The 23678-nt window shown below is 45.5% G+C and carries 22 protein-coding genes; 11 read left to right on the top strand and 11 right to left on the bottom strand.

The features are described 5' to 3' along the window. Positions 1-8 precede the first annotated feature (8 nt). Positions 9-527, bottom strand: a complete 519-nt coding sequence (gene yfkM / locus NYE20_RS04320) for a general stress protein 18 (RefSeq protein WP_133953914.1) — start codon at positions 525-527, stop codon at positions 9-11. 242 nt (positions 528-769) lie between these two features. Between yfkM and NYE20_RS04315 the strand changes: the two genes are divergently transcribed. After that, positions 770-5158, top strand: coding sequence for a multifunctional 2',3'-cyclic-nucleotide 2'-phosphodiesterase/3'-nucleotidase/5'-nucleotidase (locus NYE20_RS04315; RefSeq protein WP_339184612.1), 4389 nt, complete (start codon positions 770-772; stop codon positions 5156-5158). Between the two features lie 36 nt (positions 5159-5194). Here the strand turns inward: NYE20_RS04315 and NYE20_RS04310 are convergent, their stop codons facing one another. The 4 genes from NYE20_RS04310 to treP form a co-directional block, all read right to left on the bottom strand. Next, entirely contained in the window at positions 5195-5860 is a 666-nt protein-coding gene (locus tag NYE20_RS04310) for an NAD(P)H-dependent oxidoreductase (protein WP_014476144.1), read from the bottom strand. A 139-nt stretch (positions 5861-5999) separates the two neighbouring features. Beyond that, positions 6000-6716 carry a trehalose operon repressor gene (gene treR / locus NYE20_RS04305; RefSeq protein ID WP_003233679.1) on the bottom strand — a complete coding sequence of 239 codons (717 nt, stop codon included), beginning with the start codon at positions 6714-6716 and terminating at the stop codon, positions 6000-6002. A 20-nt stretch (positions 6717-6736) separates the two neighbouring features. Further along, positions 6737-8422 (bottom strand): alpha,alpha-phosphotrehalase, encoded by a 1686-nt coding sequence (gene treC / locus NYE20_RS04300; protein ID WP_049140621.1) that lies wholly within the window; start codon positions 8420-8422, stop codon positions 6737-6739. Positions 8423-8492: 70 nt separating this feature from the next. Next, entirely contained in the window at positions 8493-9905 is a 1413-nt protein-coding gene (treP, locus tag NYE20_RS04295; RefSeq protein WP_003233682.1) for a PTS system trehalose-specific EIIBC component, read from the bottom strand. A 188-nt stretch (positions 9906-10093) separates the two neighbouring features. Between treP and NYE20_RS04290 the strand changes: the two genes are divergently transcribed. From NYE20_RS04290 to NYE20_RS04275, 4 genes are read left to right on the top strand one after another with little or no spacing between them, the layout of a single operon-like run. Next, positions 10094-11635 (top strand): spore germination protein, encoded by a 1542-nt coding sequence (locus tag NYE20_RS04290; RefSeq protein WP_339184609.1) that lies wholly within the window; start codon positions 10094-10096, stop codon positions 11633-11635. Beyond that, complete coding sequence (locus NYE20_RS04285; protein ID WP_041851178.1) at positions 11616-12770, top strand: Ger(x)C family spore germination protein; 1155 nt, start codon at positions 11616-11618, stop codon at positions 12768-12770. Before NYE20_RS04290 ends, NYE20_RS04285 begins: the two co-directional genes overlap by 20 nt. Positions 12771-12785: 15 nt before the next feature. Next, on the top strand, positions 12786-12986 hold the full coding sequence (locus NYE20_RS04280; protein ID WP_003233686.1) for a hypothetical protein: 201 nt from the start codon (positions 12786-12788) through the stop codon (positions 12984-12986). Positions 12987-13009: 23 nt separating this feature from the next. Continuing rightward, positions 13010-14086, top strand: coding sequence for an endospore germination permease (locus NYE20_RS04275; protein ID WP_041851179.1), 1077 nt, complete (start codon positions 13010-13012; stop codon positions 14084-14086). Here NYE20_RS04275 and NYE20_RS04270 read toward each other — a convergent pair. The 3 genes from NYE20_RS04270 to NYE20_RS04260 form a co-directional block, all read right to left on the bottom strand. Beyond that, positions 14083-15498 (bottom strand): sodium:alanine symporter family protein, encoded by a 1416-nt coding sequence (locus tag NYE20_RS04270; RefSeq protein ID WP_015252561.1) that lies wholly within the window; start codon positions 15496-15498, stop codon positions 14083-14085. The two genes, NYE20_RS04275 and NYE20_RS04270, sit on opposite strands and share 4 nt — an antisense overlap. A 124-nt stretch (positions 15499-15622) precedes the next feature. Continuing rightward, positions 15623-16015, bottom strand: a complete 393-nt coding sequence (locus NYE20_RS04265; RefSeq protein WP_003233692.1) for a DUF1992 domain-containing protein — start codon at positions 16013-16015, stop codon at positions 15623-15625. Positions 16016-16033: 18 nt separating this feature from the next. Continuing rightward, positions 16034-16171, bottom strand: a complete 138-nt coding sequence (locus NYE20_RS04260; RefSeq protein ID WP_021481208.1) for a hypothetical protein — start codon at positions 16169-16171, stop codon at positions 16034-16036. A gap of 100 nt (positions 16172-16271) precedes the next feature. Here NYE20_RS04260 and ltaS point away from each other — a divergent pair, with 100 nt between their 5' ends. Beyond that, positions 16272-18221 carry a lipoteichoic acid synthase gene (gene ltaS, locus NYE20_RS04255; RefSeq protein ID WP_003233694.1) on the top strand — a complete coding sequence of 650 codons (1950 nt, stop codon included), beginning with the start codon at positions 16272-16274 and terminating at the stop codon, positions 18219-18221. Between the two features lie 32 nt (positions 18222-18253). On the opposite strand, the gene nagE is transcribed toward ltaS, so the two are convergent. After that, positions 18254-19612 carry an N-acetylglucosamine-specific PTS transporter subunit IIBC gene (nagE, locus tag NYE20_RS04250; protein WP_003243372.1) on the bottom strand — a complete coding sequence of 453 codons (1359 nt, stop codon included), beginning with the start codon at positions 19610-19612 and terminating at the stop codon, positions 18254-18256. A 171-nt stretch (positions 19613-19783) separates the two neighbouring features. Here nagE and map point away from each other — a divergent pair, with 171 nt between their 5' ends. The 4 genes from map (at position 19784) to NYE20_RS04230 (ending at position 21485) form a co-directional block, all read left to right on the top strand. After that, positions 19784-20533, top strand: a complete 750-nt coding sequence (gene map / locus NYE20_RS04245; RefSeq protein ID WP_003233698.1) for a type I methionyl aminopeptidase — start codon at positions 19784-19786, stop codon at positions 20531-20533. An 81-nt stretch (positions 20534-20614) separates the two neighbouring features. After that, positions 20615-20929 (top strand): DUF3243 domain-containing protein, encoded by a 315-nt coding sequence (locus tag NYE20_RS04240; RefSeq protein ID WP_029317494.1) that lies wholly within the window; start codon positions 20615-20617, stop codon positions 20927-20929. Positions 20930-21035: 106 nt separating this feature from the next. Next, positions 21036-21191, top strand: coding sequence for a hypothetical protein (locus NYE20_RS04235; protein ID WP_003244572.1), 156 nt, complete (start codon positions 21036-21038; stop codon positions 21189-21191). A 156-nt stretch (positions 21192-21347) separates the two neighbouring features. Beyond that, entirely contained in the window at positions 21348-21485 is a 138-nt protein-coding gene (locus tag NYE20_RS04230; protein ID WP_003239885.1) for a YflJ family protein, read from the top strand. Between the two features lie 40 nt (positions 21486-21525). On the opposite strand, the gene NYE20_RS04225 is transcribed toward NYE20_RS04230, so the two are convergent. Further along, on the bottom strand, positions 21526-22191 hold the full coding sequence (locus tag NYE20_RS04225; RefSeq protein ID WP_014479155.1) for an MOSC domain-containing protein: 666 nt from the start codon (positions 22189-22191) through the stop codon (positions 21526-21528). Between the two features lie 66 nt (positions 22192-22257). Between NYE20_RS04225 and NYE20_RS04220 the strand changes: the two genes are divergently transcribed. Then, positions 22258-22533: an acylphosphatase gene (locus NYE20_RS04220; protein WP_003233709.1), complete on the top strand. Its 276-nt coding sequence runs from the start codon at positions 22258-22260 to the stop codon at positions 22531-22533. Here NYE20_RS04220 and nosA read toward each other — a convergent pair. Continuing rightward, the gene (gene nosA, locus NYE20_RS04215; RefSeq protein ID WP_161621423.1) at positions 22524-23615 is read right to left on the bottom strand and encodes a nitric oxide synthase; all 1092 of its coding nucleotides are present in this window, start codon (positions 23613-23615) and stop codon (positions 22524-22526) included. The two genes, NYE20_RS04220 and nosA, sit on opposite strands and share 10 nt — an antisense overlap. Between the last annotated feature and the right edge of the window lie 63 nt (positions 23616-23678).

Here is a 23678-nt window from a genome sequence, read left to right as displayed (position 1 = left end):
GTTTTTTCTTATTTCTCAAGCAATGCCAATGACTCGCGGTTAAATGCCGGTATATCGTCCGGTGTGCGGCTAGTGACCAATTGATCCTGGCAAACAACCACTTCCTTGTCCACAACGTCGGCACCGGCGTTTTCCATGTCAACACGAATGGACGTATAGCCCGTCGCTTTTCGGCCGTCGAGCGCTTTCGCATTGATTAAAAGCTGCGGGCCGTGGCAAATGGCGAATACCAGTTTTTTGTCAGTCATAAACGCTTTTGTAAATTGGACGAAACGATCGTCAGCGCGAAGCTGGTCTGGTGAAAATCCTCCGGGAATCAAAAGCGCATCAAAGTCTGAAGGGTTTACGTCGTCAATGGACGCGTCAACCGTCACTTCCGCTGTTCCCTGCTTGCCTTTTACTGTTTTTCCTTTTTCTTTTTCGATGACAGTCAGTTCATGTCCCGCTTCTTTAAAGGCTTTCGCAGGCTCAGTGTACTCGCTGTCCTCAAAATAATCTGTTAAAACAACTGCAATTTTTTTCCCCATGATTCATAACCTCCCGCTTTATATGTCTACATAAAACACTCTACCCCAGCCACACTAAAATAAACATTCCGCGATTGTGACAAACGATAAGTATAAATACCCAGTATTTGTCGCTTGATACTGCTACATAATACTCATTTTTCTCCCTTTTACAATAATCATAAAGAAACACCTACAAATAGTTACAAAATATTCTTACAATAGGAGCTGTAACACAAATTTCGTTGAAAGGTGGAGAACTGGTGAGAATACAGAAAAGACGAACACACGTCGAAAACATTCTCCGTATTCTTTTGCCCCCAATTATGATACTTAGCCTAATCCTCCCAACACCACCCATTCATGCAGAAGAAAGCGCGGCTCCTCAGGTGCATCTGAATATTTTGGCTACGACTGATATTCATGCCAACATGATGGATTACGATTACTACAGCGACAAAGAAACGGCGGATTTCGGTCTGGCGAGAACAGCGCAATTGATCCAAAAGCACCGCGAGCAAAACCCTAACACCCTGCTTGTGGATAACGGCGACTTGATTCAAGGGAATCCGCTGGGTGAATACGCGGTGAAATATCAAAAAGACGACATTATCTCCGGCACGAAAACCCATCCGATTATCAGCATCATGAATGCGCTGAAATACGACGCCGGAACGCTTGGCAATCATGAATTCAACTACGGGCTCGACTTTCTCGACGGCACAATCAAAGGAGCCGATTTCCCGATTGTAAATGCCAACGTCAAAACAACTAGCGGTAAAAACCGTTATACGCCGTATGTGATTAATGAAAAAAACCTCATTGATGAAAACGGTAATGAGCAGAAAGTAAAAGTCGGTTACATAGGCTTTGTCCCGCCGCAAATCATGACATGGGACAAAAAGAATCTCGAGGGGCAGGTTCAGGTGCAGGATATCGTAGAATCCGCCAATGAAACGATCCCGAAAATGAAGGCGGAAGGCGCAGATGTCATTATTGCCCTCGCCCACACCGGCATTGAAAAGCAGTCACAATCATCAGGTGCAGAAAACGCCGTGTTTGACCTTGCCACCAAAACGAAAGGCATTGACGCGATTATCTCGGGCCATCAGCACGGACTCTTTCCTTCCGCCGAGTATGCGGGTGTTGCTCAGTTCAATGTGGAAAAGGGAACAATAAACGGCATTCCTGTCGTCATGCCAAGCAGCTGGGGCAAATATTTAGGCGTGATTGACCTCAAGCTTGAAAAGGCGGACGGCTCATGGAAGGTAGCAGATTCCAAAGGAAGTATTGAATCTATTGCTGGCAACGTCACATCAAGAAACGAGACCGTTACAAACACCATTCAGCAAACACACCAAAACACACTGGAGTATGTCCGAAAGCCAGTCGGCAAAACCGAAGCAGATATTAACAGCTTCTTTGCACAGGTCAAAGATGATCCTTCCATTCAGATCGTGACTGACGCGCAAAAATGGTATGCCCAAAAAGAAATGAAGGATACTGAGTACAAGGACCTTCCAATTTTGTCTGCGGGGGCGCCGTTTAAAGCAGGCGGCAGAAACGGAGCCAATTACTATACAAACATTCCAGCCGGAGATCTTGCGATTAAAAATGTCGGTGACTTGTACCTTTACGATAATACTGTTCAAATCGTCAAGCTGACAGGCAGCGAAGTGAAGGACTGGCTGGAGATGTCAGCAGGCCAATTCAACCAAATTGATCCAGCCAAAGGCGGCGATCAGGCCTTGCTGAACGAGAATTTCCGCTCCTATAATTTTGACGTGATTGACGGTGTCACATATCAGGTCGATGTGACAAAACCGGCTAAATACAATGAGAACGGAAAAGTGATCAATGCGGATTCATCCCGGATCATCAACCTTTCCTATGAAGGCAAGCCGATCAGCCCAAGCCAGGAATTTCTCGTGGTCACCAATAACTATCGTGCGTCCGGAGGCGGCGGGTTCCCTCATCTGACGAGCGATAAAATTGTCCACGGCTCTGCAGTTGAAAATAGGCAGGTGCTGATGGATTACATTATTGAACAAAAAACAGTCAATCCAAAGGCAGACAACAACTGGTCAATCGCGCCTGTTTCCGGCACGAATCTGACGTTTGAATCCTCGCTTTTGGCCAAGCCATTTGCCGATAAAGCAGACGACGTCGCTTATGTAGGCAAGTCTGCGAATGAAGGCTATGGTGTGTATAAGCTGCAATTCGATGATGATTCAAATCCAGATCCTCCTAAAGACGGACTGTGGGACCTGACCGTCATGCACACCAATGATACGCACGCACATCTCGATGATGCAGCGAGACGAATGACGAAAATCAACGAAGTACGCAGCGAAACAAATCACAACATTCTCCTTGATGCGGGAGATGTGTTTTCCGGCGATCTGTATTTTACTAAATGGAACGGTTTGGCCGATCTGAAAATGATGAACATGATGGGCTATGACGCCATGACCTTCGGGAACCATGAATTTGATAAAGGCCCGACAGTGCTTTCTGATTTTCTAAGCGGAAACAGCGCAACCGTTGATCCGGCGAACCGCTATCACTTTGAAGCGCCGGAATTTCCGATTGTCAGCGCAAACGTAGATGTGTCAAATGAGCCCAAACTGAAATCATTTGTCAAAAAGCCGCAAACCTTTACCGCAGGTGAAAAGAAAGAGGCCGGCATCCACCCTTACATTCTGTTAGACGTTGACGGGGAGAAAGTCGCCGTATTCGGCCTGACAACGGAAGATACGGCCACCACATCAAGCCCGGGCAAAAGCATCGTATTCAATGATGCCTTTGAAACAGCACAAAACACCGTCAAAGCGATTCAGGAAGAAGAACAGGTAAATAAAATTATTGCTTTAACCCATATCGGTCATAACCGTGATCTTGAGCTAGCCAAAAAAGTAAAAGGCATTGACTTGATCATCGGCGGACACACTCACACCCTCGTTGACAAAATGGAGGTCGTAAACAGCGAAGAACCGACGATCGTGGCGCAGGCAAAAGAATACGGCCAATTCTTGGGGCGCGTTGATGTCGCGTTTGATGAAAAAGGCGTTGTGCAAACAGATAAATCAAATCTGAGCGTGCTGCCAATTGATGAACATACAGAAGAAAACCCAGAAGCAAAACAAGAGCTCGATCAGTTCAAAAATGAATTAGAAGACGTAAAAAATGAAAAAGTCGGCTACACGGATGTGGCGCTTGACGGCCAGCGTGAGCATGTGCGCACGAAGGAAACAAATCTCGGAAACTTCATTGCGGACGGTATGCTGGCAAAAGCGAAAGAAGCAGCCGGCGCCAGAATAGCGATAACAAATGGCGGCGGCATCAGAGCCGGCATTGACAAAGGTGATATCACACTCGGCGAGGTGCTCAACGTGATGCCGTTCGGCAATACGCTTTACGTGGCCGATTTAACCGGAAAACAAATTAAAGAAGCCCTTGAACAAGGCTTAAGCAATGTGGAAAATGGCGGCGGCGCTTTCCCTCAGGTGGCCGGAATCGAATATACCTTTACATTAAACAACGAACCTGGACACCGTGTGTTAGAAGTGAAAATTGAATCGCCTAACGGAGACAAAGTTGCTATAAATACGGATGATACCTACCGCGTGGCAACAAATAATTTTGTCGGTGCCGGAGGAGACGGATATTCTGTCTTTACAGAAGCCTCCCATGGTGAAGACCTTGGCTACGTTGATTATGAGATTTTCACCGAACAGCTGAAAAAACTAGGAAACAAGGTCTCTCCTAAGCTTGAAGGACGGATCAAAGAAGTATTCCTGCCGACAAAGCAGAAGGACGGCAGCTGGACACTTGATGAAGACAAATTTGCGATTTACGCTAAAAATGCCAACACGCCGTTTGTCTATTATGGAACACATGAAGGATCTCAAGAGAAGCCTATCAATCTTAAAATGAAAAAAGATCAGGTCAAACTTTTGAAAGAAAGAGAATCAGATCCTTCATTGACGGTGTTCAACTACTGGTACAGCATGAAGATGCCAATGGCGAACCTTAAATCAGCAGACACTGCAATCGGAATCAAGTCGACAGGAGAATTGGATGTGTCACTGGCAGATGTATATGACTTTACAGTGATGCAAAAAGGAAAAGAAATAAAATCATTCAAGGAGCCCGTTCAGCTTTCGCTTCGCATGTTTGATATTGAAGAAGCCCATAACCCTGCCATTTATCATGTCGACAGGAAAAAGAAAGCTTTCATAAAGACAGATCACGGATCAGTCGACGATGATATGGTGACAGGATATACAAACCACTTCAGCGAATACACGATCTTAAATTCCGGAGAGAACAACAAACCGCCTGCATTCCCGTCAGATCAACCGACAGGCGGTGATGACGGCAATCATGGCGGCGGCTCCGACAAACCAGGCGGAAAACAGCCAACTGACGGAAACGGAGGAAATGATACGCCTCCCGGCACTCAACCGACTAACGGCTCTGGAGGAAACGGTTCGGGCGGATCAGGAACAGACGGTCCGGCTGGCGGCCTGCTTCCGGACACTGCCACATCCATGTACTCGATCCTGTTGGCCGGATTTCTGATCAGCGCACTCGGCACCGCAATGTACTTACATCAGAGGAGAAAACAGAATAGAGCGAATCAGGCATAAAAAAGAGCTGCTCGCTAAGCGAGCAGCTTTCTTTATTTAAACCCACTTCACAACATCTTCAACAGCAGATCTTGTTTTCGGACGAGGGTCTCTCACTCGGTAGCCAAATGCCACCATCACAGAAATATCGAAGCTTCCGTTTTCCAGAAGGCCTTCTTCTTCAAGAATACGGTGAATGTGATCGTACTGGAAGCCTTCTATCGGGCAGGAATCAACACCGATTTGCGCAGCGGCAGTCATCATGTTGCCAAGCGCGATATAGGTTTGTTTTGATGCCCAGTCAAACAATGTTCTGTCACTTTCAAGCAAATGCAAATCGTTTTTCTGGAATTCTTCTGTTTTGCTTAAATAGCCTTCGTACACGTCTTGCGGCATTTGTTTTACTTCTTTTAAATGACGTTTGATGTAGTCCGCGTTATATTTGATATCCTTCGCTGTACGCGCAAGAATCAGGACGAAATGGCTTGCGGTCGGCAGCTGCTTTTGCGCGCCCCATGTGTATTCACGAAGCTTCTCGCGGAACTCCGGATTTTGGACGACGACAAATTTCCAAGGCTCAAGGCCGAGTGAGCTCGGAGACAGTCTTCCTGTTTCTAAAATAAATTCAAAATCGCTGTCTGACACTTTTTTATTCGGGTCAAATTCCTTAGTCGCATGCCTGAAATTGTATGCATCCAGAATTTGTTTCTTTAGATCTGCCATGTAAAACACCTCTCCTTTAGGTTACTCTCATCTCTATTGTAGCCATTATGATAAAAAGTAAAAGTACGCACATTTTTGTTGGATAGTATCAATTTTGATACCAAACAAAAAAGCGCGCTGCCGCAGGCAGGCGCCTCTCTCATTTCCCCCGCCGCGCAAAATCAACAAATCGGAATTTGTCGAGACGGTGTCTGCTTTCCGTATATTGAAACAAACTGGTATCCTCCAAAAAGACGTAGTTTCTCACCACGACCATATGGTCATAGCCGCGTAAATCGAGCAGCTCTCTGTCCTCGTCCGTACACGGCTCGGCGACAATTTCTTTTTGGGCGTAACTGATCGAAAGACCGAGCTCTCCTTCTATATATTCATAAATGGAGTTTTCACAAATTTCTTTCGTCAGGTGAGGGACATGCTTTCTGAAAAAGTAATCCTTGTCCAAAATCACATGTTCCCCGTCAATCTTTCTAGACCTGATGACTTCCCAGATGTCGTCATCCAGATTGGCCCGGAGCTGTTTTTGGATCAGCTCTGACGGAGGCTCCAGCCCGAATTTGTGTACAGTTGTTTTCGTTTCTTTGCCAAGCGTTTGCGCGAGCTCCTTGAAGCTGACAAGGCCCGAAACGGGAAACTGCATTTTTTCACGATTGAGCACGACGGAGCCTTTTCCCCTGATTTTCTGGATATAACCGTTTTGCGCGAGCATATGAAGCGCCTTTCGGACCGTTTCTCTTGATGTACCGTACTGTGCGGTCAACTCATGTTCAGACGGAAGAATCTCCTCCGCTTTCCATCGGCCGCCTTCAATTTGCTGTGCGATGTCTTTATAAATTGTGATGAATTTATTCACCTTCATTATGGACCACCCAGCTTAGTTTAACACGGTTTCGTTAAACGATAAACAATGGACTCATACGGGCGAAGCGTCATGTTCTGAAGCCCTTCCCTTGCTTCATCGTTCGTCAACAGCACCTCTGCCTTCCATTCGTCAGGCGCTAAAGAGTCCGGCAGTGTAAAGGCCGCCTCTGTCCCGTAAAAATTATTGATCACGAGCAGCTTTTCATTGCTGCCGTGTCTGAGATACGCAAAAATGTTCGGGTCATCCTTTGCAATTATCTCATACGTACCCTCTGTCACAATGTCATACATTTTGCGAATCTGAATCAATTTTTGATAATGGTAAAACACCGAATTCTGATCTCTCAGCGCCGCTTCAGCATTGATTTCCCGGTAATTTCCTGCAACCGGTATCCATGGTGTGCCCGTTGTAAAACCACCATTTTCCGTAGCATCCCACTGAACGGGGGTTCTGGAATTGTCACGGGATTTCGCCTGTAAAATGGCTGTAATCTCTTGATCAGCCATTCCTTTTTCCTTAAAGGCGTGATACATGTTCAGCGATTCGACATCCCGATAGGAGCTTATGTCAGTGAACTTCGGATTCGTCATCCCCAGCTCCTCACCCTGATAAATATAAGGCGTGCCCTGCATCATATGAATGGCCGTAGCAAGCATTTTCGCCGATTTCACCCTATATGCGCCATCATCTCCATATCTTGATACAACGCGCGGCTGATCATGATTGCACCAGAACAGAGCGTTCCATCCTCCTCCTGCGTGCATCCCCGTTTGCCAGTCGGATAGGATCTCCTTCAGCTTCAAAAAATCAAACGGCGCCAAGGCCCATTTTTCGCCGTTAGGATAGTCAACCTTGAGATGATGGAAGCTGAATGTCATATCAAGTTCTTTATTGTCAGGATTCGTATACCGGATGCAGTGGTCTACGGTTGTTGAAGACATCTCACCGACCGTCATGCTGTCGTAATGTGAAAACACCTTTTCGTTCATTTCATGCAGAAATTCGTGCACCCGCGGCCCGTCAGTGTAAAAAGAGCGGCCGTCGCCTTCCTCCGCATTCGGAAAGCGCTGATCTTTAGAAATCAGGTTGATGACATCAAGCCTAAAGCCGTCTATTCCCTTTTCAAACCAAAAATGCATCATGTCATAGACATGCTTTCTGACCTCTTCATTTTCCCAATTCAAATCAGCCTGCGTCACATCAAACAGATGCAAATAGTATTGGCCCGATGCTTCGTCAAGCTCCCATGCCGAGCCGCCGAATTTCGATTCCCAGTTCGTCGGAACAGAACCGTTTTCCTGCGGGTCTTTCCATATATAAAAATCACGGTACGGGCTGTCTATTGAAGAGATCGCCTCGCGAAACCATTTGTGCTCTGTTGACGTATGATTGACAACAAGATCCATGACGACTTTCAGGTCTCTTTTATGTGCTTCGGACACTAGCCGCTCAAAATCCTCCATCGTTCCGTATTCAGGATAAATCGAGTAATAATCACGAATATCGTACCCATTATCATGCTGCGGAGAATCATAAATCGGCGTCAGCCAAAGCACATCCACCTGAAGTGTTTTTAAGTAATCAAGCTTTTCAATAATGCCGTTCAGATCGCCGACACCATTTCCTGTCGTATCGTTAAAGCTTTTCGGATAAATTTGATAAACCACAGCTTTTTTCCACCATGGCGTTTGTTCTGTTTTCATCTGTTTCCACCACCATATTTAAATTGAAAACGGGAAAAGGGAACGTTCAACACGTCCCGCTCCCCATTTGTTATTTATGTTTGAATCTCGCATACGCGTATGTTCCGGCAAACGGCACGATCAATACAATAGCCATCCCGATTGCAAACGCGCCCCAGTACTGGCTCATGATTGAGAAAATCCCCGGCACGCCGCCGACACCGACGGAGCTTGCCAGCACACCTTGAGAAGAAATATACATTCCGGCCAGGCCAGAGCTGACCATTGCAATGATAAACGGGAATCTGTATCGCAGATTCACCCCAAAGATGGCAGGCTCTGTAATGCCAAGATAAGCAGAAATCCCTGATGTGAGGGAGAGGCCTTTTTGTTTCTCATCCTTCACGATAAACATCATGGCTAGAGCGGCCGAACCTTGTGCGATATTAGAAAGCGCCAGCATCGGCCATAAAAAGGTGCCGCCGAGCTTTGAACCGATGAGCTGCAGGTCGACTGCAAGAAACGTGTGATGCATACCGGTAATCACGAGCGCTGAGTAGAAACCGCCATATAACAGACCGCCCAGTGCGGCAAAAGAACCAAACACCGAGATAAGCCCTGAAGTCAGTACATTACCGATCGCAAATGTAATCGGGCCGATAATGATAAAAGAGGCAAATCCTGTTAAGAGAAGCGTAATTGGTGCGACAACGAGCAGCTGTATGCCCTCAGGTGTGCGTTTTGTTAAAAATACCTCAATCTTCGCCAGCATATAAGAAGCAAGCAAAATTGGGAGTACCTGGCCCTGATAGCCGACTTTCTGCACCTCTAGGCCGAATAGATTCCATACCGGGATCTCTCCGCTTTGTTCTGCCGCGCCATATCCCCACGCATTCAGCAAATCAGGATGCACGAGCATAACTCCGAGCACAATGCCGAGAAGCGGATTGCCGCCGAACCGCTTGACGGCAGACCATCCGATTAACGCAGGCAAAAACGTAAAGGCCGTGCCTGCAATCAGGTTAATCATATTAGCAAGATCCGCCCACTGCGGATAAACCTGCACAATCGATTTTGTGCTGAAGAAAATGCCTTCCGCCGTTAAAATGTTATTGATCCCCATTAAAAGACCCGCCGTGACAATCGCAGGCAATATTGGAATAAAAATATCTGCAAGCGTTTTCACAGCACGCTGCAAAGGATTCATATTTTTTTCTGAGGCCTTTTTCACTTCATCCTTTGTTGACTCGCCAATTCCCGTTTCCTTGACCAGTTCAGCATATACTTTGTTGACAGTTCCCTGGCCGATTACGACCTGAAACTGTCCGTTTGTCGAGAATGATCCCTTTACCACATCAATTTGATCAAGCATCTCTTGGTCAACCTTGCTTTCATCTATTAAAGCAAAACGCAAACGTGTAACACAATGAGTTGCCGCTGCAATATTTTCAGCACCGCCGACTGCTTCGACAATCTGACGTGCCGATTTGTTCAGTTCCCCCATGCCAACCCCTCCGTATCCGTTTTTATAACTTGTATATACAACTTATAATCATATTGTATTCCTGTATATACAGGTAGTCAACACTTTTTTATAGCGCTTTCATCCTAGTCTGGAATATATGAAACAGACAAGGTTACCCTAAAAGTCACAAGCACTTATTGTGACATTAAAAAGCAGGGTGAGTCTCTATGAATAAACGCGACAAAGCGCTTCAGCTCATCAAAGAGCTTGAAGACAATCAGGACAGACCGATCTCTCTCAATTTGAAGGAAAACCTCGATAATCTGATCTTATTAACAGAAGGCTGCTCAGACATCGTATTTAGACAATTTGACTTTGGAAACGGGCTGTGCGGATTTATTGTTTATATCGAAGGAATTGTAAAATCTGAACATATTCAGGATCACGCCCTCCGCCCTTTCTTAATGCATTTGACGGATCAAATAGATGAACATGAAGAGGCGCTGCAAAATACTCTATCAATTTCAAGTGTTGCAATAGAAACGAGTATGAGTAAAGTGGCTGCATCCATCATTGAGGGGAACGCGGTTTTATTTGCCGACGGGCACTCAAAAGGCCTGATCTTAAATATAAAAGGCGGACAAAGAAGAAGCATTGAAGAGCCGATAACAGAATCGACCATCAGAGGGTCAAGAGAGGGCTTCACTGAAAGCCTCAGGGTCAATACCGCTCTTGTGCGGTTTCGCGTCAAAACGTTTCAGCTTAAAATGATCTCATTTAAAATCGGCACAAAAACCAAAACAGATGTTGTCTTGGCCTATATTGACGGGCTTGCCGATCCAAAGGTCATTGACAAAGCAAAAAAAAGAATCAAAAAGATAAAGATTGATGCTGTCTTAGAAAGCGGATATATTGAAGAATTTATCGAAGACGACACGTACTCGCCATTCCCCCAGCTGCAATACACAGAAAGGCCGGACACCGTCGCCGCCCAGCTTCTCGAAGGCCGATTTGCCATTTTCACAGATAATACGCCCTTTGTCTTAACAGGCCCGATTACGTTTTGGCAGCTTATGCAGGCCAGTGAAGATTACTATGAGCGTTATTTGATGTCTAACTTAATCCGCTGGCTTCGCTATATGTTTTTATTCGTTGCTTTATATTTGCCGGCTATTTATGTTGCCGTTATTACATACCATCAGGACTTAATGCCGACAAACTTAATGTTCAGTGTGGCCTCCGCGCGTGAACCGATTCCTTTCCCCGCCATCATAGAAGCATTGATTATGGAAATTTCTTTTGAGGCTCTCCGTGAGGCGGGAGTGCGCCTGCCTAAAACCATCGGCCAGACCGTCAGTATTCTCGGGGCCCTAGTCATTGGGACAGCCGCTGTTGAAGCGGGAATTGTGTCTGCCCCCATGGTGATCATCGTATCGTTAACAGGGATCGCGTCATTTACAATTCCGCGGTTTAACTTAGCTATCTCCATCAGGATGCTTCGTTTCCCGCTTATGTTTTTGGCAAGTATTTTTGGGATATTCGGCATTATGCTCGGCACGATTATCTTAGTGCTTCATTTATGCAAGCTGCAATCTTTCGGCATTCCTTATTTATCCGGGATTTCTCCGTTTAAACGAGATGAAGTAAAAGATATTTTTGTCAGGGCGCCTTGGTGGACGATGACCAGAAGGCCGGGCACGTATTCGCGCGGCAACGGACAGAAGGGAGCGAAAAGAGAGGACCCAAAAGATGAAGAAAACAATATATAAGTGTGTTTTGCCGCTTCTCATTTGTATCCTTCTAACGGGGTGCTGGGACCGGACAGAAATCAATGACATTGCATTTGTTGTCAGCTCAGCCATTGATAAGAAAAAAGATCAGTATCGAGTGGCCATGCAGATTCCCTTGGTCGGTCAATTAGGCGGACAAACAGGGGGCGGCGGCGGAACTGCCGGTTCAAAAACATGGTATGTTGATTCAGCTTCCGGCACTACGATCAGAGAAGCAAACAACAAGCTGCAAACCTCCTTGTCACGGACAATCAATACGTCCCACAGACGTACAGTCATTATTGGAGAGGATATGGCGAGAGACGGCGTTGCCCCAGTCTTTGATATTTTAACGCGAAATCCGCAGAACAGATTAACGGCGCTCATTTTAGTCAGCCGGGGAGAAGCGCGGGACATTTTAAACACCGATGTTCAGCTTGAACAGTTTCCGGCGGAAATGATTCGGGAGCTGGCCATTATCGCAACGAGCCGCCCCGTTTTTTTAAGCAGATTCATGTCTGATCTAGTAGAAATAGGCAGTGATCCGTATGCACCGGTCATCTCTGCATCTAAAACAAAACCTGGAGGGAAAGGCAAATCTAATTTGAAAATTGACGGGCTTGCGATCTTTAAAAAGGACAGATTGATGGATATTTTCAAAGATGAACACATGACAGCAGCCCTGATGTTGCTTAATCAAGCCCGCCAGCCAGAATTCATAGTAGACCTGCCGAATCAAATGGGACAAGCATCCATTCAGCTTCAAAAGTCCAATGCATCCTTTCATGCCGCTGAAAAAAACGGAAAGCTGTCAATGACAATCGAGATCAGAGCCAAAGGAATTATTATGGAAAACCAATCAACCTATGAGACGAGAGAAACTGACCAGTATTACATCATTCAAAAAGCATTAAACAGAACCATAAAGAAGGACGTGATCAGCACCGTTCATCGTTTGCAAAAGCTAAAGGCGGACCCGGCCGGCTTTCAAGACAGGACCATCAGAAGCACGGCAACCACGAAGAATCTGCTGAAAAAGGAATGGGAAGAGGTATATAAGGATATGGAGGTTCACGTCGTCCCAATTGTGACGATTGAGCAGGGCGGTGTCCTATACAAAACGATCAGCCATTAATGGAGGTGCGTCAGCATGATCAGCTATATCGTACAGACATTGATTGTGTGCATTGCCATATACGCATATGAATGGAAGAATTTTCGTTCCGCTAACAATCTAACAAAATGGGCCTTCAGCCTGCTAATTGCAGGAAGTGCTTTTCTATGGATTTATATGAGAGTGAATCCCCTGCTTCCGCGGCTGGGGCACCTGTTTAAATATATTCCGTTTTGAACATGACAGAAAGGATGTGCTTTATGGACAAGACCTCTGCATACCAAGGATTATTTTTCGGAGCTCTGTATACGTTAGCGGTCGGATTAAAGCATGCTCCGATTCTCATGATCGAATCAGCAAAACAAAATGCCTGGCACAGCTACATCCTCGGCGTTGTCATCGTGATTCCGGCACTCTGGCTCATGCATAGGCTGATGAAAAAGCATCAGGATAAAAATATCTATGAGCTGCTGAGCGATTCCTCACCAATCGCAGGCCGGATTATCATTTTACTGTTTTCTTTGTATTTCCTGTTAATCAATGCTCATGATATACGTTTTTTCATCAATTTGATTAACATTTTATTTCTCCCGAGAACACCAATGGCTGTTCTGGGCGGTGTTATTATCTTTGTGGCGATCTGTATTGCCAGAGAGGGAAAAGAAACATTGACCAGAATGGCGCAGATATTCTTATTTCCATTCGGCACCCTGGTCTTGTTCCTTCCATTCACGCTGGCCACACAAATTGAGCTTCAAAACTTGACGCCTGTTTTTGAAGGTCTAATCCCATATCTTCAATCAGGCTATTACGCGTTTGGGACAATGGGGGAATTGATTATCCTTCCGCTTCTCTTCTCAAACCAGAGCGTCCCGCTAAAATACACCATTTTCGCGATACTGCTGGGTGCTTTATTGCTGGCCGTGATGTTATTTTCTTCAATTTCTGTCTTTGGTCCCAACCTGACATCTACTTTCTTTGATCCTGCTTATATGGTCATCAGGCAGATCCGCATTACGGATTTTCTGGATCGCTCAGACCTGGTCATCGCGGCTTTTTGGATTCCGGTCATTATGGTGAAGATAGCAGGTTCCCTATATATCGTGGTATACGGCCTTTCGTTTTTACACTCAAAAATCGACCCGAAAGCCATGTATACACCAACCGGCATGTTCTCAGTCGTATGCAGCTTTTGGTTCTTTTTAAATACAAATCAGCTAATCGACTTTAACAGAATCAAACCAATCATTAATGTAGTGATTTCTCTTTTGCTGCCTTTACTCATTTATTTGATCATAAAAAGCAAAGCGTTGTTCGGCGCCAAAGCAAAGCACTAGGAGTTTTTAGCTTCTTTTGTTTGATAAACAGGATTCTGTTTTGTTTTTCTTATATCTTTCAGGTAGTACTGTTCAGATGTAAAGAATTCGGTGTACAGCGCTTTTACCTTTCTGCTCAATAACAACAGCGCAATCACATTTGGGACGAGAATAAAAGCCAATGCTAAGTCCAAAAAGCCCCAAATGGCTTTTGCTCCGCCTGCGGCACCTATGATAATAGCCGCTAAATAAACGAATTTAATCACGTGTCCTGCCAGCCGCCCGAACAGAAATTCAGCTTGCTTTACGCCGTAAAAAATGACAACCATAATGGTTGATACGACAAAGAAGACTAGGGAAACCGAAACGAAGTACCCTCCGCCAGAACCGAAATAATGCTGAAATGCAGCCGTCGTCAGTGCTGCCGGATCAATTGAGGCGTTCTTCCCTGTCCAGACACCAGATGCAAGAACGACAAAAGCGGTGGTCGTGCAGATGATCAAGGTGTCAATGACAATGCCGATCACAGACCAAAACCCTTGCCGCACAGGATGATCAGTCATTGCTGCCGCATGTGCAATCGGGGCTGTTCCCATTCCGGCTTCATTAGAATAAAGCCCGCGGGCAAATCCCCAGCGAACGGTTTCCGCCAACGCAGCACCTGCGAACCCTCCAACTGCTGAAGAAGAGGTAAACGCATTTGAAAAAACGAGAGAGAAAAACGCCGGCACTGATGATAGATTCATGAGAACAATTAGGAGACCGGCACCTGCGTATGCCCCTGCCATAAGAGGCACGACAAACTCTGTTACTTTTCCGATCCGCTTTACCCCTCCTATCACCACTAACCCAATCAAAAACGCAATTCCGATTCCTGCGTATATTTTATTGAAAGAAAACGTCTCAGCAAGCGAGACTGAAACCGAATTTCCCTGAACCATAATGCTGGGGATCAGCTCCACAATCAGCGCAACAGAGAAGAATACGCCGAGCCATTTCATGCGCAGCCCTTTTGTTATGTAATACATCGGTCCCCCGACGTATTCACCCTGCTCATTTTTTTCTCTGTAATGAACAGCAAGAACACTTTCAGAAAACTTAATCGCCATGGCAAATAAGGCAATCAGCCACATCCAAAAAACCGCTCCTGGTCCTCCAAACATAATAGCGGCGGGCACACCGACAATGTTCGCTGCACCGATCGTTGAACTGAGGGCTGAGGTCAATGCCTGAAGCGGTGTGACTGTGCCCTCTCCCTTCGGTTTTTTTCCTACGCTGCCGATTGTCTGTTTGAAAATGTATAAAGGATAGCGAAATTGAAAACCTTTCAGCAAAATAGTGAAATACAACCCCGTCCCCGTCAGCAGGATGATTAGCGGCGGACCCCACAGCCAATCAGATATATGCTCTATCCATACTAATAGTCGTTCCATCCCATCACCCTTTTTTCGTTTATGAATCATTTCCCATAGATGGAAAAACATAAACCTTTTGACATAGAACTTGGAACATAAAAAGGATGGCTTTTATCAATCGCCATCCTGCAGAAAAGACAAATCAGCTGGAAGAAGGTCTGTTTCGTCCAAGCCGGTCATATACTTTATTCTTATAAAAAGCGGATGCTGGCTTTGAAAACATGCCTTTTTTGTCGACAAGCTTATCAAGCAGCAATTGCTTTTCAGATTTTTTTCTGATTAATTGCTCGCGTTCTTTTTCGTCATAGCACTTTTCGATTAAATGGTCGATGGTCATAAGCTCTTTTTTGAGCGCGCCCTCGTCCTCTGCCATTCCCGCGTTTTTCAAAATACGATAGCCCATGCGCAGCGATTCCGGCAAGTGTGCCGCGTCATCCTTCGGCAGCGGCTTCCCCATTCCCGGGAGGTTTTGAAAGTCCCCGTCTTTGATGGCGCGCTTAATTTTATCTTCAGACACAATATGGGAAAAATCCATCATTTCACCTCTTTTTATCTATACCTTATATTTTATCATACAATTCTCAACGTACCATTTTATTCCTTTATTTCTAGAAAGATACCTTGTTTTACATTTGGTAATATCAAAGCGAAACGTTGATTCGACGGCGTTTTTCGCCACTTTCTCCATCATACGATTTTCACTTTTCTAATCTGCTGATTCGTGTTATATTGGATACGTTCGTTTTTTCTATCGTTTCGCTCGAACTGGATCGGAAAAAAGGAGTGTAACAATGAAAACATTTATAAAAGAAAGAGGACTGGCCTTCTTCTTAATTGCGGTCGTCCTGTTATGGATCAAAACGTATGTCGGTTATGTCCTGAACTTCAACTTAGGAATAGACAACACGATACAAAAAATATTGCTTTTTGTGAATCCTCTTAGCTCAAGCTTGTTCTTTCTTGGCTTTGGACTCTTGTTCAAGAAAAAATTACAGCAGACAGCCATTATAGTGATTCATTTTTTAATGTCTTTTTTACTGTACGCAAACATTGTGTACTACAGATTTTTCAATGATTTTATTACAATTCCGGTCATTATGCAGGCTAAAACAAACGGCGGCCAACTCGGTGACAGCGCATTTTCGCTGATGAGACCGACTGACGCCTTTTACTTTATCGATACGATCATCCTGATCATCTTGGCGATCAAAGTAAACAAGCCTGCCGAAACGTCAAGCAAAAAATCGTTCCGAATTATTTTTGCGTCTTCAATTCTTGTGTTCTTGATCAACCTGGCAGTTGCGGAATCAGACCGTCCTGAATTGCTGACAAGATCATTCGACCGGAACTATCTTGTGAAATACTTGGGAACATACAATTTCACGATTTATGACGCTGTACAGAATATCAAGTCCAACAGCCAGCGCGCGCTTGCCGATTCCAGCGACGTGACGGAAGTGGAAAACTACATGAAAGCCAATTACGATGTGCCGAATAACGTGTATTTCGGCAAAGCGGAAGGAAAAAACGTCATTTACGTTTCACTTGAATCTTTGCAGTCATTTATCATCGACTATAAAATTGACGGCAAAGAAGTGACACCGTTCTTAAATAAACTGGCACATGATAACGAAACGTTCTACTTTGATAACTTTTTCCACCAAACGGGACAAGGTAAAACATCTGATGCTGAATTTATGATGGAAAACTCTCTGTACCCGCTGGCTCAAGGTTCAGTTTTCGTAAACAAAGCGCAAAACACGCTGCAATCCGTTCCGGCGATTCTGAAGTCTAAGAATTACACATCTGCTACTTTCCACGGGAACACGCAGACGTTCTGGAACCGTAACGAAATGTACAAAGCGGAAGGCATTGATAAATTCTTTGATTCTGCTTACTATGACATGAACGAAGAAAACACGAAAAACTACGGCATGAAAGACAAACCGTTCTTCAAAGAATCAATGCCGCTGCTGGAAAGCCTGCCGCAGCCGTTCTATACGAAGTTCATTACCCTGTCTAACCACTTCCCATTCGGAATGGATGAGGGGGATACAGACTTCCCGGCTGGAGACTTTGGTGACTCTGTCGTCGATAACTACTTCCAGTCAGCCCATTACCTTGATCAGTCCATTGAACAATTCTTCAATGATCTGAAAAAAGACGGGTTATATGATAAATCGATTATTGTGATGTACGGAGACCACTACGGCATCTCTGAAAACCACAATAAAGCGATGGCGAAAGTGCTTGGCAAAGATGAAATCACTGATTACGACAACGCCCAGCTTCAACGGGTGCCGCTCTTTATCCACGCTGCCGGCGTGAAGGGCGAGAAAGTTCATAAATATGCCGGAGACGTTGATGTGGCTCCTACCATTCTGCATCTGCTCGGAGTGGATACGAAGGACTATCTGATGTCCGGTTCTGATATTTTATCGAAAGAACACCGTGAAGTAATTCCGTTCCGAAACGGAGACTTTATTTCACCGAAGTACACGAAAATATCCGGTAAGTATTACGACACGAAAACCGGTAAAGAACTCGATGAATCCGAAGTCGACAAGTCAGAAGACTCGCTCGTCAAGAAGGAACTTGAAATGTCCGATAAAATCATAAACGGAGACCTGCTGCGGTTCTACGAGCCGAAAGGTTTTAAGAAGGTGAATCCTTCTGATTATGATTACACAAAACATGACGAAGATTCTTCCGAAACGTCAAAGGATAACGAAGATAAATAAGAAAAAGCGGAGAGGTTGCCCTCTCCGCTTTTTTATTTGACAGCAGCCCTCAATTCTTCCGCCGCAAATTCCACATTCGGGCCAATAATGACTTGAACCGATTGCCCGCCTGATTTGACAACCCCTTTTGCGCCTGCTTTCTTTAGCAGCGCTTCATCCACCAAAGCGGTATCCTTCACAGTCAGTCGCAGCCTTGTGGCGCAATGATCAATGGTTTGAAGGTTTTCTTTTCCGCCGAGCCCTTTCAGCATGATGTTTTCATTTACATCCTGGACAGTATTTTCATCCAGCACTTCATCCACATCATCGTCTTCCCGTCCAGGCGTTTTTAAATTCAAAGCCTTAATCAGTACATAAAACACGATAAAGTATACTGCCGCATAGCATATACCTACCAAAAGCAGAAGCAGCGGTTTTTCTGCGATTCCATAGCTGAGCACATAATCGATAGCTCCAGCTGAAAAAGAAAAGCCTGAACGGATGCCGAGCCAGTTGACGATAAATAAAGATAACCCGGTTAAGACCGCGTGAACAGCGTATAAAAGCGGAGATAAAAACATAAATGCAAACTCAATCGGCTCCGTAATCCCTGTGATAAACGCTGTTAAAGCAAATCCAATCATCATTCCAGCCGTCGCTTTCCGTTTAGACGGCTTCGCAGTCACAACCATAGCCAGACAAGCCGCCGGAAGACCGAACATCATGATTGGGAAGAATCCGGTCATATATGTGCCCGCTGTCGGATCTTTCGCGAAAAAGCGCGCCAGATCCCCTGTCACTCCGTTATATTCTCCGAATTGGAACCAGAAAATATTGTTCAGCACATGGTGAAGGCCAAGCGGAATTAACAGCCTGTTGAATAGGCCGAATATGCCTGCCCCGATGCCGCCGAGCCCGAGCATCCACTCTCCAAACGAGTTTATACACGATTGAATCGGCGGCCAGACGACTCCGAATATGCCCGCTAAAATGATCGTAATAATGGCTGTTAAAATCGGCACAAGCCGTCTGCCACTGAAGAACCCGAGATATTCAGGCAGCTTGGTATCCTTGAAGCGGTTATAGGTGTAACCGGCAATTAAACCGGCAATAATTCCCCCAAACACCGCCATGTTATTTGTTTTATCAATTGTCTTTGTTGCCGCGTCAAGCATCAGATACGATATCGCCCCTGATAAACCCGCGGCCCCATTGCTGTCTTTTGAAATGCCGATGGCAATTCCGATCGCAAAAATAAGCGGCAGATGATCAAAAACCGCCGTCCCCGCCTGATAGACAAACGGGATATTAAATACATCCTCTCTGCCAAGCGCAAGGATAATTCCAACCGCAGGCAGAACCGCAATCGGGAGCATAAATGACTTCCCGAGTTTTTGTAAAAATGAAAGCATACCCATCCCCCTCATACCCTTTTTTTTCAAATATACCATATAAGATATCTAGTGATCTATACCAATTTTCCCGGGGGTATTTCTTTTTTCCCAGGCCCGTGTGTTTCCTATTTTTAAGACAGTTGTGGTAAGCTTAATCTAGATTATTTAAAAAGAAAGCGGGAATGACAGATGATTGTAACAAACGATCAAGAATTAGAAGGCCTGAAAAAAATCGGAAGAATCGTCGCGCTTGCGCGTGAAGAAATGAAGCGGAAGGCAGAGCCCGGCATGAGCACAAAAGACCTTGACCTTATCGGAAAAGCTGTGCTTGATGAGCACGGCGCCGTTTCAGCTCCTGAGAAGGAATACGATTTTCCAGGTGTGACATGCATCAGCGTAAATGATGAAGTGGCTCACGGCATACCAAGCACATCCAAAATTTTAAAAGCAGGGGACCTTGTCAACATCGACATCTCCGCTGAATTTGGCGGCTTCTATTCCGACACAGGCATCTCATTTGTGCTCGGTGAAGGAGAAGAACGCCTTCATAAGCTTTGCCAATGCGCGGAAAACGCATTTCAAAAGGGGCTTCAGCAGGCAAAAGCGGGCAAGCGCCAAAACCAGATCGGAAGAGCCGTTTATCATGAAGCACGCTCTCAAGGCTTTACCGTCATCAAAACCCTGACCGGCCACGGAATCGGCCGAAGCCTGCATGAAGCGCCGAACCACATCATGAACTATTATGATCCGTTTGATAACGCACTGTTCAAAAATGGCACAGTCATCGCGCTTGAACCGTTTATTTCAACGAAAGCAGAAACGATTGTTGAAGCTGGAGACGGCTGGACGTTCAAGACGCCGGATAAAAGCATGGTTGCCCAAGTTGAACACACGATCGTCATCACAAAAGATGAACCGATTATCCTGACAAAACTGTAAAACACATTCCAGGCTTCCGGCAGGTTTAACCTCCTCCAATAGCAGGTAAAACATCATTATTCTGCACGAGGAGGTCTTGCAATGCACAGAGATCAAGAAAAAATCCAAATTGAAAACGAAATGAACGCGATGCATGGCACAATAAAAGAAGACATTTTAAAAGACTTTGAGGAATTTAAAGGCTACCTGAAAAAACAAGTCAACCGAGGCAAAAAGCTGGGATTGGATGACGGCAAGCTTGTGAAAAGCGCTGCGATCCTGGGAGACTACCTCGCAAAGCATGAAGAGCCGCAAAACGGTGAAGAAATGCTGCTGCAAGAGCTTTGGAGCGTTGCAGACGAAGATGAGAAAGAACATTTGGCACAGCTTCTGGTCAAACTGGTTGATAAACAATAAAACATGAGCCGGGCGGTATGCGCCCGGCTTTCTTGATATTGTCACAGCCCGGCTCTTTCAGATATGCTACACTACTATTATGTCTGTGAAAGGAGCCTTTATCTGCATGTGGTTTATTATTTTCGGCATCATTTTTTTCATTGAAGGCATCATTATGACCGTTTACGGCGTTAAGAAAAAAAACGGGATGCTCACATATATCGGCATTGTTTTCGCCATTATGACATTTGGCGTTGTCATGATCAAACTAACCGGCCATTAAATCATATTCGGCTTTTGCTCCGCATATACATACAGAAGAACATTCGTACATCTAGTGCGAAAGGCTCAGTTTTCCCCGCATCTCTTTTCAGCATCTTTTTATAGATGTTACAATGCCAATCGTTTCGAAATCAGATAGGGAAAGGAGTTTTCTGACATGCATTACGGCAGTAAAGGCTGGTATGTGGCAGAACTAAAAAAGCAGGGGATCACGCACCATGAGGGAAGAAAGCTTCAAAGCTATAAAACCTATTTTCTTGCCAACCTGCTTGAAACAAAGAAAAAACAATCTTAAATATGGCAAAGCCGCGCACGTTGATATGCGCGGCTTTTTTCTATTCAACCGGCAGCAGCCTGTCCTTTTTTTTCATAAAGGACGCTCTCCAGCTTTCCGATAGTGCAGCCTCACTTAAAATCAGTTCAATGGCGGTGAGATTTTTTGCATCATGGTAGTTGATGCGGTTGGCGAACTGGACGGAGATGCCCTTCTCTCCTCTGGACAGCAATTCAAGGTTCGCGCCGGGAGACACCCTGCCCTCCTCCAGCACGCGAAAATAAAACCCTGTATAGCCGGTTTGCTGGACCTTCAGCACCATTTCTTTTACACCAAACTTTTTCGCCAGCTTTACACACGGCTGGCGCGGCTGGCTGACCTGAACAACAGCTTCATCAAGCCTGAACACATCCCCGATGCAAACATTCTCCTCAGTCAGGCCCGCGACCGTCAAATTTTCTCCAAATGCGGCATTTGACAGCGGTCTTGAGAGGAACTCTTCCCAAAACGGATAATGCTCCGCCGGGTAGACACAGACAGCCTTATCAGGTCCGCCGTGGTTGACGAGGTCCGCCTGTCCGTCTCCTTCAAAATTCTCCCGATACAGCATGACGGCTGATTCAGCCGGCCGCTTCATGATGCCGGTTTCGATTTTCTTTCCGTCATATTCAAGCGTCTGCGGTTTTCCCAGATTAAGAGAAAGAACTGAATAGCGCTCTGGTTTCATACAAACACATCCCCTTTACAGGTTGTAAAATGATTGATTATCATAAAAAGAAAAGGTGGTTTTTACATGCTTCAATACCGAATCATTGTAAACGGCCGGGTTCAAGGTGTGGGCTTTCGCTATTTTGTTCAAATGGAAGCTGATAAGCGAAAACTGGCCGGCTGGGTCAAAAACCGTGATGACGGGCGTGTCGAGATTTTGGCAGAGGGTCCGGAAAACGCCCTGCAATCGTTTGTTGAGGCTGTAAAGAACGGAAGCCCTTTCTCAAAGGTTACCGACATCTCTGTGACTGAATCCCGCAGCCTTGAAGGCCATCATCGATTTTCTATTGTTTACTCATAAGGCTTATCTTGATAAAAGTAATTCGGCTTAACGATTGAGTTATCATAGGATCGGTGGAAGATATGAGTGGCAGCGGGTGAAATTGGCGGAATCAGCCACGTCCAGTCCCCCGTCAGCTTTCTGCCCGCTTCTTCCTCCTGTTCTTCAAACCGTTTAAACTGGCTTGCCGCTGTATGATGGTCAACGATGCTGACACCCTGCTTTTTATACGAGTGCAGCACTGCTTTATTCAATTCAACTAGCGCTTGATCCTTCCATAAATCCGTATTGTAATCAGCGGCGATGCCGATCACGGACGCTACTTTTTTCAGCTTGTCGTACCGCTTTTCATCTGCGAGGTTTCTCGCTCCGATCTCCGTGCCCATATACCAGCCGTTAAATGGCGCGGCATTATAATGAATGCCCCCGACCTCAAGCTTCATATCAGAGATGATAGGCACGCCGTACCACTTCAGCTCCAAATCAGAAAACGCCTCGATGTCCGGATGTATGATTGGAACCTCGATCACAAGTGAACGCGGCAGCTCATACCAGACAGGCTGTTCGTCTCCTTTCATGCGAAAAATGAGCGGTAGCAGGTCAAAATCCGTTCGTTCTCCGCGCCAGCCGAGCTCTTCGCAGGCTGCTGTCAGGGAACAGGAAGCCGGGTCTCCGATTCTTTCTCCGTCTGACTCATATCCAGCGTACCGGATCAGCTGATGATTCCAGATCTCGACTTGCTTTTCACCCTTCTCTTCCGAAGGGAAAATCGTAATGGTCGGTCTGATTTTCCCGTTATTGGTGGCGGTTTCAATATGGTGAAAGAGGGCGTCACGCACTTCCTCCTTCGTCCGGACGTCTCGTCTGTCAATAACATTCAGCGAATTCCAGAACAATCTGCCGATGCAGCGGTTGCTGTTTCTCCAAGCCATTTTCGCTCCGTGCTCCAGCTCTTCCTTCGTATGTACATAGCTTCCGGTCAGGTCAATTTCGCTTTTAATGTCCTCGAGACGGTCTTTCACTTCCTCCTCCTTTCCCAATTCCTGATAGCATGCGGCAATAAATGCTTTCGCTTCGTTCCAGAGTATTTCTTTTTCTTCCAACAAACTCTCCCCTTCACATCACTTCATGCTTTTCATTGTATCGTTTTTAAGCGGCAAGACAAA

Source organism: Bacillus sp. FSL R5-0416 (assembly GCF_037975425.1).
Lineage (GTDB): Bacteria > Bacillota > Bacilli > Bacillales > Bacillaceae > Bacillus > Bacillus subtilis.
This window is presented reverse-complemented; position numbering and strand designations above follow the sequence as displayed.

Coding starts and splice junctions, on each gene's coding strand:
- nagE (WP_003243372.1), bottom strand. CDS start 19,612: ATGCTTTCATTTTTACAAAAACTCGGGAAGTCATTTATGCTCCCGATT.
- NYE20_RS04230 (WP_003239885.1), top strand. CDS start 21,348: ATGCATTACGGCAGTAAAGGCTGGTATGTGGCAGAACTAAAAAAGCAG.
- NYE20_RS04275 (WP_041851179.1), top strand. CDS start 13,010: ATGGACAAGACCTCTGCATACCAAGGATTATTTTTCGGAGCTCTGTAT.
- NYE20_RS04290 (WP_339184609.1), top strand. CDS start 10,094: ATGAATAAACGCGACAAAGCGCTTCAGCTCATCAAAGAGCTTGAAGAC.
- NYE20_RS04240 (WP_029317494.1), top strand. CDS start 20,615: ATGCACAGAGATCAAGAAAAAATCCAAATTGAAAACGAAATGAACGCG.
- map (WP_003233698.1), top strand. CDS start 19,784: ATGATTGTAACAAACGATCAAGAATTAGAAGGCCTGAAAAAAATCGGA.
- NYE20_RS04310 (WP_014476144.1), bottom strand. CDS start 5,860: ATGGCAGATCTAAAGAAACAAATTCTGGATGCATACAATTTCAGGCAT.
- NYE20_RS04270 (WP_015252561.1), bottom strand. CDS start 15,498: ATGGAACGACTATTAGTATGGATAGAGCATATATCTGATTGGCTGTGG.
- NYE20_RS04220 (WP_003233709.1), top strand. CDS start 22,258: ATGCTTCAATACCGAATCATTGTAAACGGCCGGGTTCAAGGTGTGGGC.
- treP (WP_003233682.1), bottom strand. CDS start 9,905: ATGGGGGAACTGAACAAATCGGCACGTCAGATTGTCGAAGCAGTCGGC.
- NYE20_RS04235 (WP_003244572.1), top strand. CDS start 21,036: ATGTGGTTTATTATTTTCGGCATCATTTTTTTCATTGAAGGCATCATT.
- treC (WP_049140621.1), bottom strand. CDS start 8,422: ATGAAAACAGAACAAACGCCATGGTGGAAAAAAGCTGTGGTTTATCAA.
- yfkM (WP_133953914.1), bottom strand. CDS start 527: ATGGGGAAAAAAATTGCAGTTGTTTTAACAGATTATTTTGAGGACAGC.
- NYE20_RS04280 (WP_003233686.1), top strand. CDS start 12,786: ATGATCAGCTATATCGTACAGACATTGATTGTGTGCATTGCCATATAC.
- NYE20_RS04285 (WP_041851178.1), top strand. CDS start 11,616: ATGAAGAAAACAATATATAAGTGTGTTTTGCCGCTTCTCATTTGTATC.
- treR (WP_003233679.1), bottom strand. CDS start 6,716: ATGAAGGTGAATAAATTCATCACAATTTATAAAGACATCGCACAGCAA.
- NYE20_RS04225 (WP_014479155.1), bottom strand. CDS start 22,191: ATGAAACCAGAGCGCTATTCAGTTCTTTCTCTTAATCTGGGAAAACCG.
- NYE20_RS04265 (WP_003233692.1), bottom strand. CDS start 16,015: ATGGATTTTTCCCATATTGTGTCTGAAGATAAAATTAAGCGCGCCATC.
- ltaS (WP_003233694.1), top strand. CDS start 16,272: ATGAAAACATTTATAAAAGAAAGAGGACTGGCCTTCTTCTTAATTGCG.
- NYE20_RS04260 (WP_021481208.1), bottom strand. CDS start 16,171: ATGATGGAGAAAGTGGCGAAAAACGCCGTCGAATCAACGTTTCGCTTT.